The sequence below is a fragment of the Sphingomonas sp. IC-11 genome, from assembly GCF_021043365.1.
Classification (GTDB): domain Bacteria; phylum Pseudomonadota; class Alphaproteobacteria; order Sphingomonadales; family Sphingomonadaceae; genus Sphingomonas.
Map to the genome: position 1 here is coordinate 130,516 of NZ_JAJNDU010000006.1, position 18,532 is coordinate 149,047.

Below are 18,532 nucleotides of genomic sequence, written 5' to 3' on the forward strand. Positions count from 1 at the left end.
GCGGCCGGTGATCTTCCGGCCTGCGCTGATCGTCGTCGGGCCAATCGTATTTGTTTAGAACAATATTGATCAAGGTGCCGCGATGGCCGTCCCCAAGCGAAAGACTTCTCCCTCCCGTCGTGGCATGCGCCGCGCCCATGACGCACTGTCGGTCGAGGCGTTCCAGGAGTGCCCGAACTGCGGTGAGCTGCGCCGTCCGCACAACCTGTGCACGTCCTGCGGCCACTACAATGGCCGCGAGGTCATCTCGGTCGAGGGCTGACGCCGTCTGCGGTGGGCCGCACACGCGTGCCCGCCGGAGATTCGGTTACGCTGACTAGAGCACGGAGATCGTCCCGCCATGGCCGATAGTTCCTGGATCGCCGTCGATGCGATGGGCGGCGACGAGGGGCTGGCGGTCATGCTGGCGGGCGTCGCGCGTGCGCGTCATCAATTCGAGGAGATGAAGTTTCTCCTCGTCGGTGATGAAGCAGCGATTCGCGACGGCCTGAAGCGCCATCCGAACCTTAGCCAGAATGCTGAAATCGTCCACGCACCCGATGTCATTTCGGGCGACGAAAAGGCTGGCCAGGCGCTGCGTCGCGCGAAGACGACGTCGATGGGCGTCGCGATCGACTGCGTGAAGCAGGGGCGCGCCGCTGCGGCGGTCTCCGCCGGCAACACGGGCGCGCTGATGGCGATGGCCAAGCTGTCGCTACGCACCATGCCCGGCATCGATCGCCCGGCGCTGGCAGCTTTGCTCCCGACGCTCGGCGAGAACGATCTCGTCATGCTCGATCTCGGCGCCAATACCGAAGTCGAGACGAAGAACCTCGTTCAGTTCGCGGTCATGGGTGCGGCCTATGCCCGGGTGACGATGGATCTCGAAAGTCCGCGCGTGGCGCTGCTGAACATCGGCAGCGAGGATCAGAAGGGCACGGAGGAAATCCGTGACGCTGCCGCCGCGCTGCGCGCCGCCCCGCACCTTCCGATGACCTTCACCGGCTTCGTCGAGGGCGACCGGCTGTCGCGCGGCGAGCATGACGTGATCGTCTGCGACGGCTTTTCCGGCAACATCGCGCTGAAGACGGCGGAGGGCACCGCCCGCTTCGTCGCCGATCTCCTGAAGCGCGCGTTCACCAGTTCGGTGCGCTCCAAGATCGGCTTCCTGATCTCGCGCCCGGCAACCCAGCTGCTGCGCGACCGGCTGGACCCCAATAATCACAATGGCGCCGTGTTCCTGGGCCTGAACGGCCTGGTGCTGAAAAGCCATGGCGGCGCCAACGAGCTCGGCGTCGCCACCGCGATCGGGGTCGCGGCCAAGATGGTGCGTGCCGATCTGACCCGGCGTATCGCCGAGGATCTGAGGAACTTCGAGAGGCAGGCGGCATGATTCGCAGCGTCATCACCGGCACCGGGTCGGCGCTGCCGGCGCGCCGCGTGTCGAATGCCGAAATGGCCGAGATGGTCGACACCACCGATGAGTGGATCGTCGAGCGCACGGGTATCCGCTTTCGCCACATCGCCGGGCCGGAGGAAACGACCGCCACGTTGGCGCGCGATGCCGCAACTGTCGCGCTGGCGAGCGCCGGGGTGGACGCGCAGGATATCGACCTCATCGTCCTGGCCACCGCAACCCCGGACCAGACCTTCCCGTCGAGCGCCACCAAGGTGCAGGCGATGCTGGGCATCGACGATTGCGTGGCATTTGACGTCGCGGCGGTCTGCTCGGGCTTTCTCTACGCCGTGCAGGTCGCCGACAGCATGTTGCGTGCCGGGGCGCACCGGCGCGCGCTGGTGATCGGCGCGGAGACGTTTAGCCGGATCCTCGACTGGGAAGACCGCGCCACCTGTGTGCTGTTCGGCGACGGCGCGGGCGCGATCGTGCTGGAGGCGCAGGACAGCGATGCGGCGCAGGGCCGCGGCATTCTCGCCAGCCGTCTGCACGCCGACGGGCGGCACAATGAGCTGCTTTATGTTGACGGCGGCCCTTCCACCACCGGAACGGTCGGCAAGCTGCGCATGAAGGGCCGCGAAGTATTCCGCCACGCCGTGGTCAACCTTGCTGCGGTGATGGAGGAATCGCTCGTGATCGCCGGCCTCACCGCTGATCATGTCGACTGGGTCGTGCCGCACCAGGCCAATGCGCGCATCCTCGACGCCACCGCGCGCAAGCTTGGCCTGCCCGCCGAAAAGGTGGTGATGACGGTGGACCAGCACGCCAACACCTCGGCCGCGTCGGTGCCGCTGGCGCTTGATGCCGCGGTACGCGACGGGCGTATCCAGCCCGGCCAGATCGTCGTGCTGGAGGCGATGGGCGGCGGCTTCACCTGGGGTGCCGCCGTCGTCCGGTTCTGAGACGCGGCGAGTTGCCAGTTGCGCCTTCCGATTCCCGCATATTGATGATAACCTGACGCAATAAGCGGCGGGGAGTAGTTTACACATGAGTGATGCTGGCACGTTGACCAGGGCCGATCTGGCGGAATCGCTGCATCGCCAGGTGGGGCTGTCACGCGCTGATTCCTCCCGGTTGGTGGAACAGATTCTGGAATCGCTTTGCGGTGCGCTTGCCCGTGGCGAAAACGTGAAGATCTCCGGCTTCGGCACCTTTGTCCTGCGTGACAAGGGCGAGCGGGTCGGTCGCAACCCCAAGACCGGGGTCGAAGTGCCGATCGCACCGCGTCGTGTGCTTACCTTCCGGGCCAGCCAGATGATGCGCGATCGCATCGTCAATGCAGGCGCGTGAGCGTTAACGAAAAGTCTGAAGGTGCCTTTCGCACCATTGGGGAGGTGGCGACCGCGACCGGCGTCGCCCCCCATGTGCTGCGATACTGGGAAACGCGCTTCCCCGAACTTCGCCCGGTCACCCGGGCTGGCAACCGTCGCTATTATCGCCCGGCCGACGTCGCGCTGATCGAGCGTATCCAGCGTCTGCTGGGAACCGAAGGCTATACGGTGAAGGGCGTGCAGAAGCTGCTGGCGGCGGAAGGCCGCGGCGGCAAGACGGCGCCGTCGCCTGCGCCAGAGGCTGAAACGCCCGCGATCGCCCAACCGCCAGCGGCACCGGCGAAGCCCTCCGCCGATATGGTCGCGGCTCTACGCGCTATTCGCGATCGGCTGCAGCAGGCGCTTGACGCCGCCTGACGAAAGCAGCGGCCCCGAACGTCGGGGCGGCAGCAACGTCAGACGAGCCGCCACGGCGGGAAACGCCGGTTCTCACCCGCGACGTACAGGCACAATTTGTTGCCCGCCGGATCCGTCAGTCGCGCCTCGCGCCAGCCCCAAGGCTCCACGCGCGGATCGGCAACGGCAATTCCTTGCGCGCGTGCTGAAGCGACCGCGCTGTCAAGGTCCGCGACCTCGACGAAGATGACGGGCCTGTCACCAATTTCGTCCACAGCTTCGACCGAGAGGGTGGTTCCCCCGACGCTCTCGAACCGGGCGTAGCGGCCGGCGCTTTCCACGATCATGGTCAGGCCAAGCGCCCGATAGAAGGATATGCTGGCGGCGTGATCATCGGCGGGCAGCGTCACGTGATTGGGCGTTGCGCCGCCGATATCGCAGTCCAGCCGCACCCGCTGGTGCCCCATTGGACCATGGCCGGCACCCAGGCCCGGCGCTTCGCGGAGCGCAACCCGGACGAAGCACCGCGCCCGTGCAATCGCGTGGGCCAGCGTCAGGCCACGGCCAAGCCCCTCCGCAATCGCGCTGGCGAGCGTACAGCCCGTGCCATGGGTATGTTGCGATTCGATGCGCGGGTCGGTCCACACCCTGTCCGTGCCGTCGGGCAGGATCAGATGATCCGCGACCAGATCACGCGCGTCCGCTTCCCTCGACCGCGCCTGCTCTGCCGCGCCGAGCGTCAGATGCCCGCCCTTCGCCAGCACTGCCGCGTCAGTCTCGCGCGCCAGATCACGGCCGGCCACCATCGCATCACTGGCCGTTTCCACCGCCCGGCCCGTCAGCGCGGCCAGTTCCGGGGCGTTGGGGGTAATTAGTGTCGCCACCCGCATCAGCCGGGCGAAGGCACCGATGGTCTCCGGGTCGGCCAGCACGGAACCCGAGGTCGCGATCATCACCGGATCGAACACGATTGGCACGCCGGCCTGCCCCAGCGGCTCCAGCACGTCGGCGACAGCGTGAACGGTCTCAGCCGATCCGATCATCCCGATCTTCACCGCGTCGGCGCCAATATCATGGAGGCAAGAGCGCATCTGCTCGACCACCATGGCGGCCGGAATGGCATGCACGGCCTGCACGCCCAGCGTGTTCTGCGCGGTCAGCGCCGTGATCGCAGTCATTGCATGGCCGCCCAGCATCGTGACCGTGCGTATATCCGCCTGAATACCAGCGCCGCCGCCAGAATCCGATCCGGCGATGATCAGGATGCGGCTGGTGCGCAGGGCTCCCGCGGGGGCTGCGGTAGAAACGGCGGTTACGTCAACAGGCACGCCAGCGGCATGCCCGTCCCTGCACCGGCCCGCAAGCAGGCCGGTGCGTCAGCCGTCCGGTCCGTCAGCCCTGAAAGTGTCGCTTGGTCGATGCCGGATGCTTCTTCAGCGCGGCCCCAACCCGCGCCGGCCGGTCGAGCAACTCGCCCCCGCAATTCGGGCAACGTTCGTCCAGCGCCTCAGCGCAGTCCGCGCAAAAGGTGCATTCGAACGAACAGATGAACGCGCCGCCCTCATCGGCCGGCAGATCGGTACCGCAGCGTTCGCAGTCGGGGCGCATTTCCAGCATGGCGGCTACCTTACGCCACCCGATCGGGCTGTGCCACCATCAGGGCTTCCAGGAAGCTGCGCACTTCCCCCTCGATCGGCACCGGCCGGCCGGTCGGCAGATGGACGTTCACGCTCACCAACTCGATGATGTTGCACAATTCGCCGTGCTGGTTGGCGATCTCGAACCGCTTGGTGAGGCTGGATGAGCCGATCCGCTCGATCCGCACCGACGTATCCACCGTATCACCCAGCATGAGTGGCTTCAGATAATCGACATTCGCGCGGCGGACATGAAACTCCATCTCGCGCCACGTATCGCCCAACGCGTCGGCGATCCCGGTCCACTCCCAGAACTCGGTCACGGCGACATCGGCATATTCGAGATAGCGCGAATTGAAGACGACGCGCTGGCCGTCGATCTCCGCATAACGCACCTTGAACGCGGTCGAAAAGGAAAAGCCGGGACGGGGCATGGGTTCAGTCCTGAATCTTGATAGGCCGGTCGGGACAACGGGCCCGAGCGTGGCGCCGCAGCCCTTCTACGGCCAGGGTCCGAAACGAGCGGGAAGCACCTACAGGATCAGCTTGAGCCCGACCACCGCCAGCGTGGCCGCAAGGATCGGCGTCAGCACGCGGTCTGTTACGCGCGAGGCGACTAGGCTGCCGATCACAATGCCAGGGATCGAACCCGCCAGAAGCGACAGAAGCAGCATCACATCAACTGAGCCAAGCCACCAATGGCCAATGCCGGCAATCAGCGTCAGCGGCACCGCGTGCGCAATATCGGACCCAACGAGACGGCTGACCGGCGCTGTGGGATACAAAAGCAGGAGCGCGGTCATGCCCAGCGCCCCTGCCCCAACCGAGGTGAGCGAGACCAGCACGCCGAGCACCACGCCAAGCGCCACCGTCAACACGCCAAGCGTGCGCGGTGCCATCCCTCGAAACTTCGGGCCAATCGCCGCAACGATCCTCCCGCGAAAGAAGGTGGCCGCGGCGGTCCCCACCAAAGCCAGGCCAAGCACGAAGGCGATTGTCGCGCCGCTGTCCTTACCCCGGTCCGCGCTGCGGCTGAGCACCAGCAGGGTCAGGGCGGCGGCCGGCAGGCTCCCGGCAGCCAGGCGGCGAACGATCTTCCAGTCCACCGTGCCGCGCAACCCGTGGACCGCCCCGCCCACCGTCTTGGTGGCGGAAGCATAGATCAGGTCCGTGCCCACCGCAGTCGCCGGATGAAAGCCGAATGCGAGCACCAGCAGCGGCGTCATCAGCGAGCCGCCGCCGACGCCGGTCAATCCCACCAGCATCCCCACCAGGATTCCGGCGAGGGAATAGAGCGGATCATAGCCGGTCATGCGAGGCCCGTGGCGGGCGGCAACGTCGCGATCAACCGGCGTTCCGCGCAGGCACGTTCACGCCCATGCTGGCCAGATACTTCTTCACGTTGCGCGCGGCCTGGCGCAGCCGCTGCTCGTTTTCGACCATGGCGATGCGCACGAAGCCCTCGCCGTTTTCGCCATAGCCGACACCAGGGGCCACTGCGACCTTGGCATGGGTCAGCAGCTGCTTGGAGAATTCCAGGCTGCCCATATGCGCCAGCGCCGGCGGCAGCGGTGCCCAGGCGAACATGCTGGCGCGGGGGCTTGGAATATCCCAGCCCGCACGACCGAAGCTTTCGACCATCACGTCGCGGCGCTTGTGGTAAAGCTTCCGGTTCTGATCCACGATGTCCTGCGGGCCGTTCAGCGCGGCACAGGCGGCCGCCTGGATGGGCGTGAAGGCACCATAATCGAGATAGGACTTCACCCGGGTCATCGCCGCGATCAGCGTCTTGTTCCCGACGGCGAAACCGATCCGCCAGCCGGCCATGGAATAGGTCTTGCTTAGCGAGGTGAATTCGATCGCCACATCCTTGGCGCCCTTCACCTGCATGATCGAAGGCGTCGGATTGCCGTCGTAATACAGCTCAGAATAGGCGAGGTCTGAAATCACCCAGACCTTGTTCTCCCGCGCCCAGGCAACCAGCCGCTCATAGAAGGAAAGGTCCACCGCCTCGGCGGTCGGGTTCGATGGGTAATTGACCACCAGAACGCTCGGCCGCGGTACGGTGAACGCCATCGCCCGTTCCAGGCTTTCGAAATAACGGTCATCCGGCGTCGTCGGCACCGCGCGGATCGTCGCGCCCGCAATGATGAAGCCGAACGTGTGGATGGGATAGGACGGATTTGGCGCCAGGATCACGTCACCAGGCGCAGTGATGGCCGTGGCGAGGCTGGCCAGCCCCTCCTTCGAACCCATGGTCACCACCACTTCGGTTTCGGGATCGACGTCCACGCCGAAACGGCGGCCGTAATAATTCGCCTGGGCACGGCGCAGGCCGGGAATGCCCTTGGATGCCGAATAGCCATGCGCATCCGGCTTCTGCGCCACTTCGACCAGCTTGGCGATCACATGCGGCGGTGGCGGCAGATCGGGATTTCCCATGCCTAGATCGATGATATCCTCACCGGCCGCGCGCGCCTGGGCCCGCATCGCATTCACTTCGGCGATGACATAGGGCGGCAGACGCTTGATGCGGTAGAATTCGTCGGACATGCGAACCTCGGTTGCGGAGTCGGTGGCATAGACCCTGCGCCGCCGCAGCGAAAGCAGGCGAGGACTATCGCCCACGTATAGCCACGCTATGGTGACGCGCGGAGAGGATCAGATGACCGACCAGCCCCCGCCGCCGAACCTCGCCGATCTGCAGCATTGGACATGGGTGATCGGCCGTGCGCAGCAGATGATGCTGGAACAGGGGCTCGCGATGCTGGACGCCCGGCCGAAGGATGAGGCGGCCGGCGGGGACGGCGGCGCCGCAAAAACGGGCGACTTCTGGTCCGAAAGCCTGTCGATGTGGCAGCAGTTCCTCGCTGCGAGCGCACCATCCGCGCCGGTGCCGGAGCCTGGTGGAGGGCGCATCGACAAGCGCTTCACCGCTCCCGCCTGGCACCAGAACCCGCTGTTCGCCTGGATCCGCCAATCCTACCAGTTGCTCGCCGATCACCTGCTGCGCAGCGTCGACACACTGGAGGGTGTCGACGACACGAAGCGGGGGCAGCTTCGTTTCGCCATGCGCGGCTTCGTGGATGCGATCAGCCCGACCAATTTCCCCTTCACCAATCCCGAAGTGATCGAACGCACGCTGCAGACGCGCGGCGAGAATCTGCTGAAGGGCCTGCAGCACATGCTGGCGGACATCGGTCGCGGGCAAATGACTCACACCCCGCCCGACGCGTTCGAGCTTGGCCGGAACCTTGCCACCACACCGGGCAAGGTGATCCATCGCACGCCCCTGTTCGAGCTGATCCACTACGCGCCGACGACCAGCGAGGTGCTGGCCATCCCGCTGGTGATCTTCCCGCCGTGGATCAACCGCTTCTACATCCTGGATCTGACGCCGGAGAAAAGCTTCATCCGATGGTGCCTGGATCAGGGGATCAGCGTCTTCATGGTGTCCTGGAAATCGGCGGATGCATCGATGAAGGATGTCGTCTGGGCCGACTATATCTCGGCGCAAGTCGAGGCGGTGGACGTGATCCGCGACCTGCTCGCCGTCCCGTCGGTTCACACGATCGGCTATTGCGTCGCGGGCACGACCCTTGCCGCCACGCTTGCACTGCTCGCCGCGCGCGGCGAGGCCGCAAAGGTGGCGAGCGCCACCTTCTTCACCGCCCAGGTGGATTTTCGCAGTGCCGGCGACCTGAAGACCTTCATCAGCGACGAACAATTGCAGCTGCTCGCCTCGCTATCGCCGGAGGGCTATCTCGATGGCCGCTACATGGCCGCGACGTTCAATCTGCTCCGCGGGCGCGACCTGATCTGGAACTACGTCACCAACAATTACCTGCTCGGCAACGATTACGTTCCCTTCGATCTGCTGCACTGGAACGGAGATACCACCAACCTGCCCGTCGGATGGCATCACAGCTATCTGACCGACCTGTATCGTGACAATTTGCTGGTCTCGCCCGGCGCGCTCACGATCGACGGCACGCCGCTGGACCTCGGCAAGGTGGACACCCCATGCTTCGTGCAGGCGGGGCGCGAGGATCATATCGCGCCGGCGGAGAGCGTCTGGGAGATCACCCGGCATTTCCGAGGTCCGATCGAGTTCGTGCTCGCCGGTTCCGGCCACATCGCCGGAGTCGTAAACCCGCCGTCCGCCGGCAAATATCAATATTGGACCAACACTGCGCGGGTGGCTTCCTTCACGGAGTTCGTGAGCGGGGCCACCGAGACCAAGGGCAGCTGGTGGCCGCATTGGCTCGCCTGGTTGCGGCGGCAGGGCGAAGCCACCGTTCCGGCGGACGGCGCCCGGGTGCCCGGCGTTGGCGCGGTACCCGCTCTTGAAGACGCGCCGGGCAGCTACGTGCGGGCGCGATAACTACCGTCATGCTGCACCGCACAATGTGCTTGAACAATAGCTTGGCGCATATTATTTTGCACCGCAGCATACCAGCATAAGGCGGCAGGCGATTATCCCGCACGAGACCGCCCCTAACGAACGCCCTGCAGGGGCGGTCCGCAGCGCGAAGGAACGGATAATGGTCGAAGCATTTCAGTCGATGACCGAACAGACGAAGGCGATCTTCGCTCAGGCGAACGAGCGTGCCAAGGCGCAGATGGAACAGAGCGCCAAGGCGTTCGAGGATATGAACGCCTTCCAGAAGGCGAACCTTGAAGCCGTGGTTGAATCCTCGAAGATCGCTGCCAAGGGCTTCGAGCAGATGGGGCAGAACGCCGCCAGCTATCTCAAGACCTCTTATGAAAGCGCGACCGGCGCGTTCCGCCTGCTGAGCGGCGTCAAGTCGCCAGCCGAGCTGTTCCAGCTGCAGAGCGACTTCGCTCGCGCGTCGTTCGATGCCTTTGTTGCCGAAACCTCACGCTCCACCGAGACGGCGCTGAAGCTGGCCGGCGAGATCGCCCAGCCGATCTCCAACCGCGTCGCCCTGGCGGTCGAGAAGGCAAAGACCGCCGCCTGAGCGGCATCTGATTTCAGAAGCTCTGTCACCCCGGATCTGATCGGGGGTCCCGCTCCTTTCGCCACGGCGGAGGTGAGCGGGACTCCAGCTCAGGCCCGGGGTGACGTTCGTTCGGGCATGGCGTCTATGGTGGCCTCTCGCCGCGACCCGGGCGCCTTTCGCTTCCATGCTCGAGGACGCCCGCGTCGCGGGTCTGAGATCCCCGGGGCGCCCGACGGCAGTAGCACTAGATGCAGGTGCTTCAGTCGCGAACGCGACGGCCCTGCCCCCCGTACGCCTCTACGGCATACCCGAAGCATCCCAGACATCGCGGACGAGCTTTAACAGGATCCGTTCGAGGTCAGCGGGCCGACGGTACTTGGCCACGCGACGCGACCCGCCCCCCCCCCCGCACCGCAAACGAGAAAGGGCCCCGGCATCGCTGCCGGGGCCCTTCCTGTATCACCCGAAGGCGACGGATCGCTTAGTCGCGATCGCGGTCGCCGGTCAGGAACGCCGGGGCGAACTCGGGCGCGGGGCCGTCATCGTTGCCACCGCCGTTGCCGCCTTCCGAACGCTCGCGGCGCGGGCCACGGTCACGGCGCGGGCCGCGATCGCCGCCACGGTCACCACCGCGACCACCACGGTCGCCGCCGCCATCACGACGCGGACCACGGTCACCACGCGGCTCGCGCGGTTCGCGCGCCGGACGGGTGTCTTCCAGCTCGGCGCCGGTCTCCTGGTCGACGACGCGCATCGACAGGCGAACCTTGCCGCGCGGATCGATCTCGAGGACCTTGACCTTCACTTCCTGGCCTTCGGACACGACGTCGGTCGGCTTCTCGACGCGCTCGTTCTTCATTTCGGAGACGTGGACGAGGCCGTCCTTGCCACCCATGAAGTTCACGAACGCACCGAAATCGACGATGTTGACGACCTTGCCGGTGTAGATCTTGCCGACCTCGGCCTCTTCGACGATGCCCTTGATCCAGTTGATCGCGGCTTCGATCTGCGAGTGATCGGACGAGCTGATCTTCACCACGCCCTCGTCGTCGATGTCGACCTTGGCGCCGGTGGTGGCGACGATCTCGCGGATCACCTTGCCGCCGGTGCCGATGATGTCGCGGATCTTCGACTTGTCGACCGTGATCGTCTCGATGCGCGGTGCGTGCGCGCTGAGCTCGGTGCGGGTTTCACCCAGCGCCTTGTTCATCTCGCCCAGGATGTGCGCCCGGCCTTCCTTGGCCTGGTGCAGTGCCGCCTCGAAGATCTCCTTGGTGATGCCGGCGATCTTGATGTCCATCTGCATCGTGGTGATGCCTTCGGACGTGCCAGCCACCTTGAAGTCCATGTCGCCCAGGTGATCCTCGTCACCCAGGATGTCGGACAGGATCGCGAAATCCTTGCCTTCCAGGATCAGGCCCATCGCGATGCCGGACACCGGACGCTTGATCGGCACGCCGGCGTCCATGAGGGCCAGCGAACCGCCGCACACCGACGCCATCGACGACGAGCCGTTGGACTCGGTGATGTCGCTGGTCAGACGGATCGTGTACGGGAACTCTTCCTTCGACGGCAGCACCGGGTGCAGCGCACGCCACGCCAGCTTGCCATGGCCAACCTCGCGGCGGCCCGGCGCGCCGAAGCGGCCCACTTCACCGACCGAATACGGCGGGAAGTTATAGTGCAGCATGAAATGCTGGTACGACAGGCCGTTCAGGCCGTCGATCATCTGCTCCGCGTCGCGGGTGCCAAGCGTCGCGGTTGCGATCGTCTGGGTTTCGCCACGCGTGAACAGTGCCGAGCCATGCGCACGCGGCAGGAAGTGCGTCTCCGCCTCGATCGGGCGGATCTGCGTGGTGGTGCGGCCGTCGATGCGCTTGCCGTCCTTCAGGATCGCCTGACGGACGATGTTCGCCTCCAGCTTCTTCACCAGCTTCAGCGTGCCGAGATACTGGGCGGGATCGCTTTCCTTGAGGTCAGCGAACGCCTCACGCGCCTTGGCGCGCGCCTCGTTCAGCGCGTTCTGGCGCTGCTGCTTGTCGGTCAGCTTGTAGGCGGCGGCGATATCCTTGCCGATCGCCTTGTCGAGCTTCTTCATGGTCGCCGACTTGTCGTCGACCGGCGCCAGCTCCCACGGATCCTTGGCGGCCTGCTCGGCAAGCTTCACGATCGCCTTGACCACTTCACGGCATGCGTCGTGCGCGAACAGCACGGCACCCAGCATGATCTCTTCCGACAGCTCCTTGGCTTCGGATTCAACCATCATCACCGCGTCGTAGGTAGCGGCGACGACCAGGTCGAGCTGACCCTCTTCGACCTGCTTGTCGGTCGGGTTGAGGATATACTCGCCATCGACATAGCCGACGCGCGCGGCGCCGATCGGGCCCATGAACGGCACGCCCGAGATGGTGAGCGCGGCAGAAGCGGCGACCATCGAGAGGATGTCGGGCTCGTTCTCGCCGTCATAGCTCAGCACCTGAGCGATGGCGTTGATCTCGTTGTAGAAGCCTTCCGGGAACAGCGGGCGGATCGGGCGATCGATCAGACGCGAAACCAGCGTCTCCTTTTCGGTCGCGCCACGCTCACGCTTGAAGAAGCCACCCGGGATACGACCGGCGGCGGAAAACTTTTCCTGATAGTGGACAGTGAGCGGGAAGAAATCCTGCCCTTCCTTGACCGTCTTGGCAGCGGTCACGGCGCACAGCACCACCGTTTCGCCGAGCGTCGCGATGACCGCGCCGTCAGCCTGGCGGGCAACCTTGCCCGTCTCGAGCGTCAGGGTCTTGCCGCCCCACTCGATGCTTACCGTTTTCTTGTCGAACATTTCGTTTCCTTCACTCCGGCCGCCCTATGCAGCCGGGGCCTGCTTGAGCCAGTCTTGGCTCGTGCCAGTCGGGCCTTATTGCCCGCTGGCGTTGGACGCTCGCGTCACACGCAAAGCGCATATGCGAGAAGGGCGCCGCGAGGGCGCCCTTCCGTTATTACTTGCGAAGACCGAGCTTCGCGATGAGGGCGAGGTAGCGATCCCCGTCCTTCTTGCGGAGATAGTCGAGAAGCGAACGACGCTTGTTGACCATCATCAGAAGGCCGCGACGAGAATGGTTGTCCTTGGCGTGGCCCTTGAAGTGCTCGGTCAGGTTCCGGATCCGCTCGGTCAGGATCGCGACCTGGACTTCCGGCGAACCGGTGTCGCCTTCGGCGCGGGCGTGATCCTTGATGAGTTCCTGGCGGCGTTCCGCAGTGATCGACATGTGTTTTCCTTCGACATCTTTATAGGTTGAAGCCGCGGACGACACGACCCTCGCGGGCCTGGACCTCGATCAGCGCCACCGGCACATCGTGCAGGCAGGCAAAATACTGGCCATCGTCGGCAACGATCCCGGCCAGAACACGCCCCTGGCGGAGCGCCCCTGCCTGGTCGGGCGTGAGGGATAGAGCCGGGATGTCGTCCAGCCCCGCCCTCAACGGCAGGAGAATATGTTCAAGGGTGCGCCCCTTAGCGGCTTCGCTCAAATTGTCCAGCGATATCGCCTGCGAAAGGCCGAACGGCCCCGCCTTCGTCCGTCTGAGATAGGTGACATGGCCTACCGTTCCAAGGGCCAGCGCAATGTCGCGCGCCAGGCTGCGGATATAAGTGCCCTTGGAGACATGCGCGCTCAGCGTCGCCTCTTCCAGCGCCCCCGCCTCCGCCGCTTGGGCCAGGCTGAGCGAAAACACCGTCACCGCGCGCGTCTTGAGCACCACCTCCTCGCCCGCCCGCGCCAGATCATAGGCCCGCTGCCCGTCGACCTTCAGCGCTGAAAATGCCGGCGGCATCTGCTCGATCGGCCCGGTGAAGTCCGCCAGCACGGCGGCCAGCGCATCGCGCGTCGGGCGCACGTCGCTGGTCGCGATCACCTTCCCCTCGGAGTCCAGCGTGTCGGTCTGCTCGCCGAAGCGGATGGTGAAATCATACACCTTGTCGCTGTCGAGCATCCGCCCGGCGAGCTTCGTCGCCTCCCCCAGCGCAATCGGCAGGACGCCCGACGCCAGCGGGTCCAGCGTGCCGCCATGACCCACCTTCGCCTTGCCATATCCGCCCTCGCGCAGCGCGCGCTTCACCGCGCTCACGCCCTGCGTCGATCCAAGCCCCAGCGGCTTGTCGAGGATCAGCCATCCATGCATGTCGGGGGTCCTCAGGCGAACAGCTGCGCAAAGGCGAGATATTGGCGCACCAGCCAGTCGGCAGGCGGCCCGACGATCTTGCCCACGATGCTCGCAGTCGGCCAGATCATCGGCACCACCACCAGCAACACGATGATCAGCGGGAAGCCGAAGCGCGCCAGCTTCGCCCATTCCACCGCCAGCCGCCGCGGCAGCACGCCCTCCACCACATGGCCGCCATCGAACGGCGGCAGCGGCAAGAGGTTGAACACCGCGAGGAAGATGTTGATCAGCAGGAAGTTGACGAGGTTGGCGAAGACGAACTGGCTCGCGCCCTCGGGCGGCCCGCTCATCTGCCCATAAAGGACACCGATCGCGATCGCCGCGATCCCGGCCAGCAGGAAGTTCATCCCTGGCCCCGCCAGCGCCACCGCCACCATGCCCCAGCGTGGGTTGCGCAGCCGCCGCGCATCCACCGGCACCGGCTTGGCCCATCCGAACACCGGCGCCTTGGCGAGCGCGAGGCCCAGCGGCAGTATGACTGTTCCGATCGGGTCGACATGGCGGATCGGGTTGAACGACAGCCGGTTGAGCTGCGCCGCGGTGGGATCGCCCAGCGCACGCGCCATCAGGCCATGCGCCACCTCGTGAAAGACGATCGCGATGATCAGCGGGATGATCCACACCGCCGCGGCGTAGATGGGATTGTCGGGTGTCATGATGCCGGCGAGATAGGGGGGCGGGCGAGCGAGCGCCAGCGCTCCCGCACGTCATGCGTTGCCGGTGGCACCCCGCTCCAGCGCCGCGGTGAAATGCCGCCGGCATAGCGCGACATAGCGGTCGTTGCCGCCGATCACCGTCTGCGCCCCCGCCGCCACCGGCCGTCCCTCGGCGTCGACGCGCAGATTCATCGTCGCCTTGCGGCCGCATTCGCAGACCGACTTTATTTCGATCAGCGCATCCGCCAGCGCCAGCAGCCGCGCGGACCCTTCGAACAGCGCGCCCTGGAAATCGGTGCGCAGGCCATAAGCCAGCACCGGGATGCCATCGACATCCGCCAGCCGCGCCAGCTGGTCGACCTGCGCCGCAGTCAGAAACTGCGCCTCGTCCACCAGCACGCACGCCACCGTTTCCTCGGCGTGGCGGTCGAGCACGCAGGCGGCGATGTTGGTGCTCGCGTCGAACATCGTCGCCGGCGCCGACAGGCCAATCCGCGAGGTGATCGTGCCCGCCGCAAAGCGATCGTCGATCGCCGCGGTGAACAGCATCGTCGCCATACCGCGCTCGCGATAGTTGAAATCGGCCTGCAACAGGTTGGTCGATTTCCCCGCGTTCATGCTGGCATAATAGAAATAGAGCTTGGCCATCCCCTTGCTGTTCCCGATCGGCGCGCGCCGCGCCACTGTTTTCCTCTCGCCCCGTTTTCCTGCACCCTCGCGGATACGAAGCCGCCGCCAGCGATTGTTCGCGCGAACCACACGAGGAATTCGCCGATGCTTCGTTCCTACCTCATCGGGCTGGCCGCTGGTCAACGCGGGATCGTGCCGCTCGCGGCGCTCGCCGCCGCCGGCCGTCGCGGCGCGCTGCCCGACGACATGCCGCTCGCCAAATTGTTCAAGAACCCGCTGATCGCCTGGGGCGCCGTCGCCTTCAGCGCCGCGGAAATGGCCGGCGACAAGCAGAAGACCGCGCCCGACCGGATCGTGCCGATCGGCCTTGCGGTGCGCAGCGTCACCTCGGCCTATGCCGGTGCGGCCCTCGCGCCCAAGGGGCAGCGCGTGACCGGCGCCGCCGTCGCGCTCGGCACTGCGCTCGCCAGTTCCTATGTCGGGTGGCGCATCCGCATGGCCGCGCTGCGCCGCTACGGCCAGACCGCGAGCGGCTTCTTCGAGGATGCGCTGGTGCTCGCCACCGGCGTCGCCGCGGCCGACCCGCGCCTCGTCAAGCGCGCCGCCTGACGAGCACCGGGACACCCGCCGGGTGCCGCAATCTACGGCACCGGCGCACGACCAGGGTTCAACAGTGCAGAACGGGAATGCCGGCCCAGGGCCGGTATGACGGTGCTTACTCGCCCTCGCCCAGGTCGCGCGCCACCGCGGGCGAGCGCAGCAACTGGTCGATGTGGCTGCCCTCGTCGAAACTCTCGTCGCTCAGGAACTTGAGGCGGGCGGCATATTTCATCTTCACCCGCCGTGCGACCTCGCGCTGGAGGTAAGCGGTGTTGGTGCGCAGCGCCTTCAGCACCGCTTCCTCGTCCTTGCCCAGCAGCGGCTTCACGAACACCGTCGCGTGGCGCAGATCGGGCGACATGCGCACTTCGGTGATGCTCACCATGTGCGATGCCAGCACGTCGTCATGCACGTCGCCGCGCTGCAGGATCTCGGACAGCACGTGACGCACCTGCTCGCCAACGCGCAGGGTACGGACGGATTTTTCTGGTTGATCGGTCATCATGAGACTCCCCTCTCCCCGCATGGGGGAGAGGGTTCATGTCCTTACAGCGTGCGTTCGCGCAGCTCGACCTCGAACGTTTCGAGGAAGTCGCCCGGGCGGATGTCGGTGAAGTTCTGCGTGAACGTCACACCGCATTCCAGACCGGCGCGAACCTCGGGAACGTCGTCCTTGAAGCGCCGCAGCGAGGCAATTTCGCCATTGTAGATAATGACGTCGTTGCGCGTGATGCGGGCCTTGAGCGCCTTGCGGATCGCACCCTCGACCACCAGCAGACCGGCGGCCTTGCCGTGCTTGCCGGCCGAGAAGACGTCGCGGATTTCCGCACGGCCAACGACCGTTTCGAACGCCTCGGGGCCAAGCTCGCCCGCCATGCCGGCCCGGATCTCGTCGATCAGGTCATAGATGACGTCATAATATTTCAACGCCACCTTGTGCCGCTCGGCAATCTCGCGCGCCTTGGCATTGGCACGCACGTGGAAGCCGATGATCGGTGCGCCCGAGGCCGCAGCCGCGTTGACGTCGCTCTCGGTGATGCCACCAACGGCCGAGTGCAGGATGCGCACGCGGATGTCGTCGGTCGACAGCTTGTTGAGCGAGGCAACGATCGCCTCGACGGTCCCTTGCGTGTCGGCCTTGACCACCAGCGGATATTCGATCGCCTTGTTCGCCGCCAGTGCGGAGAACATGCTCTCGAGGCTCGCCGGTGCCGCGGTTGTGCGCTTCTGCGTCAGCACGCCCTGGCGATATTCCGCCACTTCGCGGGCCCGCGCTTCGCTCTCGACCACCTGCAGCTGGTCACCAGCCGACGGCGTGCCCGAGATGCCGAGCACCTCGACCGGCGTCGACGGGCCCGCTTCCTTCAGCTGGCGGCCCTTGTCGTCGACCAGCGCACGCACCTTGCCGCTTTCCGCGCCGACGACGAACACGTCGCCGACCTTCAGCGTGCCGCGCGTGACCAGCACGGTGGCAACCGGGCCACGGCCCTTGTCCAGCTTCGCCTCGATCACGCTGCCCTCGGCATCGCGGTCGGGGTTCGCCTTCAGGTCCATCAGCTCGGCCTGCAGCTGGATCTTCTCGATCAGCTCGTCGAGGCCGGTCTTCTTTAGCGCGGAAACCTCGACGTCCTGCGTCTCGCCGCCCATCGCCTCGACCTGGATGTCATGCTCCAGCAGGCGCTCACGCACGCGCTGGGCATTGGCATCATGCTTGTCGATCTTGTTGATCGCCACGATCATCGGCTTGCCGGCCGCCTTGGTGTGATTGATCGCCTCGATCGTCTGCGGCATCAGCCCGTCGTCGGCGGCAACCACCAGCACCACGATATCGGTGACGTCGGCACCACGCGCCCGCATGGCGGTGAACGCCTCGTGACCCGGCGTGTCGAGGAAGGTGATCTTCGACTTGTCCTTCAGCGTCACCTGATAGGCGCCGATATGCTGGGTGATGCCACCGGCCTCGCCGCGCACCACATCGGTACCGCGCAGCGCGTCGAGCAGGCTGGTCTTGCCGTGGTCGACGTGGCCCATGATCGTCACAACCGGCGGACGCGGCTTCAGATCGGCATCGCTGTCCGGTGCGGTGTCGAGCGCGAGGTCGATGTCGCTGTCGCTGACGCGCACGATGTTGTGGCCGAACTCGGTCACCAGCAGCTCGGCCGTATCCTGGTCGATGGTCTGCGTCATGGTGACGGGCATGCCCATCTTGAACAGCGCCTTCACCAGGTCAGCACCGCGCTCCGCCATGCGGTTCGCCAGTTCCTGGACGGTGATCGCCTCGGGCACCTGCACGTCGCGGACCTGCTTGGCCTGCGGCTCGCGCGGGCCGGTCCAGCCACGCTTTTCCTTTTCGCGCGCACGCTTCAGCGCGGCGAGCGAGCGGGCGCGCGCGCCATCCTCGTTCAGCGCACGATTCACGGTCAGCTTGCCGCCGCGACGCTCGTCACCCTTGCGGTCGCGCTGCTGCGGACGGCTCGGCGGCGCATTGCGCGGCGTCGCCTGTCCCGACGGCAGGCTGCGCTGCTGCGGCGTGGAAGAGGACGTCGCTGCTGCAGGCGTTGCTGCGGGCTTTGGCTCCGGCTTCGGCTCGGGCTTGGGCTGCGGCTTGGGAATCTCGGGACGGGCAACCGGCGAGAAGCGGCGGGGCGCCGGCAACGACGGGTCGCGTGCCAGCTCAACCACCGGCGGCGGCGGCGGCGCCGCGCGCTTGGCCGTTGCGGGCGGCGGCGGGGCTGGC

General features: G+C 66.1%; 20 protein-coding genes. 8 read left to right on the plus strand and 12 right to left on the minus strand.

Going from position 1 to position 18,532, the window contains the following annotated elements; translation table 11 throughout:
- Positions 1-82 precede the first annotated feature (82 nt).
- From rpmF to LQ954_RS15435, 5 genes are all read left to right on the plus strand, one after another.
- Positions 83-262, plus strand: coding sequence for a 50S ribosomal protein L32 (gene rpmF, locus LQ954_RS15415; RefSeq protein WP_088333810.1), 180 nt, complete (start codon positions 83-85; stop codon positions 260-262).
- A gap of 78 nt (positions 263-340) precedes the next feature.
- Positions 341-1,372, plus strand: coding sequence for a phosphate acyltransferase PlsX (gene plsX / locus LQ954_RS15420; protein ID WP_231023944.1), 1,032 nt, complete (start codon positions 341-343; stop codon positions 1,370-1,372).
- Complete coding sequence (locus LQ954_RS15425; protein WP_231023946.1) at positions 1,369-2,337, plus strand: beta-ketoacyl-ACP synthase III; 969 nt, start codon at positions 1,369-1,371, stop codon at positions 2,335-2,337. The genes plsX and LQ954_RS15425 overlap by 4 nt, the downstream gene beginning before the upstream one ends.
- Positions 2,338-2,422: 85 nt before the next feature.
- Complete coding sequence (locus LQ954_RS15430) at positions 2,423-2,725, plus strand: integration host factor subunit alpha (protein WP_227772747.1); 303 nt, start codon at positions 2,423-2,425, stop codon at positions 2,723-2,725.
- Positions 2,722-3,123: a MerR family transcriptional regulator gene (locus LQ954_RS15435; protein WP_231023947.1), complete on the plus strand. Its 402-nt coding sequence runs from the start codon at positions 2,722-2,724 to the stop codon at positions 3,121-3,123. The genes LQ954_RS15430 and LQ954_RS15435 overlap by 4 nt, the downstream gene beginning before the upstream one ends.
- Before the next feature lie 38 nt (positions 3,124-3,161).
- Here LQ954_RS15435 and thiD read toward each other — a convergent pair whose 3' ends face one another.
- The 5 genes from thiD to LQ954_RS15460 all read right to left on the minus strand — a co-directional run bounded on the left by thiD (position 3,162) and on the right by LQ954_RS15460 (position 7,292).
- Entirely contained in the window at positions 3,162-4,430 is a 1,269-nt protein-coding gene (gene thiD / locus LQ954_RS15440) for a bifunctional hydroxymethylpyrimidine kinase/phosphomethylpyrimidine kinase (protein ID WP_231023948.1), read from the minus strand.
- 64 nt (positions 4,431-4,494) lie between these two features.
- Positions 4,495-4,719 (minus strand): DUF1272 domain-containing protein, encoded by a 225-nt coding sequence (locus LQ954_RS15445; RefSeq protein WP_227772744.1) that lies wholly within the window; start codon positions 4,717-4,719, stop codon positions 4,495-4,497.
- Between the two features lie 10 nt (positions 4,720-4,729).
- A complete protein-coding gene (locus tag LQ954_RS15450) occupies positions 4,730-5,173 on the minus strand; it encodes an acyl-CoA thioesterase (RefSeq protein WP_227772743.1) in 444 nt (147 codons plus the stop codon).
- 99 nt (positions 5,174-5,272) lie between these two features.
- Positions 5,273-6,052 (minus strand): sulfite exporter TauE/SafE family protein, encoded by a 780-nt coding sequence (locus LQ954_RS15455; RefSeq protein WP_231023949.1) that lies wholly within the window; start codon positions 6,050-6,052, stop codon positions 5,273-5,275.
- Positions 6,053-6,083: 31 nt separating this feature from the next.
- Positions 6,084-7,292 carry an LL-diaminopimelate aminotransferase gene (locus tag LQ954_RS15460; RefSeq protein ID WP_227772741.1) on the minus strand — a complete coding sequence of 403 codons (1,209 nt, stop codon included), beginning with the start codon at positions 7,290-7,292 and terminating at the stop codon, positions 6,084-6,086.
- A 112-nt stretch (positions 7,293-7,404) separates the two neighbouring features.
- On the opposite strand from LQ954_RS15460, the gene LQ954_RS15465 reads away from it, so the two are divergent.
- Together LQ954_RS15465 and LQ954_RS15470 are read left to right on the plus strand one after the other, a co-directional pair.
- Positions 7,405-9,123 (plus strand): PHA/PHB synthase family protein, encoded by a 1,719-nt coding sequence (locus LQ954_RS15465; RefSeq protein ID WP_231023950.1) that lies wholly within the window; start codon positions 7,405-7,407, stop codon positions 9,121-9,123.
- Positions 9,124-9,283: 160 nt separating this feature from the next.
- Positions 9,284-9,721: a phasin family protein gene (locus tag LQ954_RS15470; protein ID WP_231023951.1), complete on the plus strand. Its 438-nt coding sequence runs from the start codon at positions 9,284-9,286 to the stop codon at positions 9,719-9,721.
- 463 nt (positions 9,722-10,184) lie between these two features.
- Here LQ954_RS15470 and pnp read toward each other — a convergent pair whose 3' ends face one another.
- From pnp to LQ954_RS15495, 5 genes are all read right to left on the minus strand, one after another.
- Complete coding sequence (gene pnp, locus LQ954_RS15475) at positions 10,185-12,527, minus strand: polyribonucleotide nucleotidyltransferase (protein ID WP_227773040.1); 2,343 nt, start codon at positions 12,525-12,527, stop codon at positions 10,185-10,187.
- Between the two features lie 157 nt (positions 12,528-12,684).
- Positions 12,685-12,954 (minus strand): 30S ribosomal protein S15, encoded by a 270-nt coding sequence (rpsO, locus tag LQ954_RS15480; RefSeq protein WP_046409695.1) that lies wholly within the window; start codon positions 12,952-12,954, stop codon positions 12,685-12,687.
- A 19-nt stretch (positions 12,955-12,973) separates the two neighbouring features.
- On the minus strand, positions 12,974-13,867 hold the full coding sequence (gene truB, locus LQ954_RS15485; RefSeq protein WP_231023953.1) for a tRNA pseudouridine(55) synthase TruB: 894 nt from the start codon (positions 13,865-13,867) through the stop codon (positions 12,974-12,976).
- A gap of 11 nt (positions 13,868-13,878) precedes the next feature.
- A complete protein-coding gene (locus tag LQ954_RS15490) occupies positions 13,879-14,565 on the minus strand; it encodes a site-2 protease family protein (RefSeq protein ID WP_231023954.1) in 687 nt (228 codons plus the stop codon).
- Positions 14,566-14,616: 51 nt separating this feature from the next.
- Positions 14,617-15,213 carry a thymidine kinase gene (locus LQ954_RS15495; RefSeq protein WP_231023955.1) on the minus strand — a complete coding sequence of 199 codons (597 nt, stop codon included), beginning with the start codon at positions 15,211-15,213 and terminating at the stop codon, positions 14,617-14,619.
- Between the two features lie 126 nt (positions 15,214-15,339).
- On the opposite strand from LQ954_RS15495, the gene LQ954_RS15500 reads away from it, so the two are divergent.
- Positions 15,340-15,804: a DUF4126 domain-containing protein gene (locus LQ954_RS15500; RefSeq protein WP_231023956.1), complete on the plus strand. Its 465-nt coding sequence runs from the start codon at positions 15,340-15,342 to the stop codon at positions 15,802-15,804.
- Positions 15,805-15,910: 106 nt separating this feature from the next.
- Here LQ954_RS15500 and rbfA read toward each other — a convergent pair whose 3' ends face one another.
- Both rbfA and infB read right to left on the minus strand, forming a co-directional pair.
- Positions 15,911-16,297 (minus strand): 30S ribosome-binding factor RbfA, encoded by a 387-nt coding sequence (rbfA, locus tag LQ954_RS15505; RefSeq protein ID WP_227773045.1) that lies wholly within the window; start codon positions 16,295-16,297, stop codon positions 15,911-15,913.
- Positions 16,298-16,341: 44 nt separating this feature from the next.
- Positions 16,342-18,532, minus strand: a 2,191-nt coding sequence (infB, locus tag LQ954_RS15510; RefSeq protein ID WP_231023957.1) for a translation initiation factor IF-2, incomplete at its 5' end; no start/stop codon positions are given.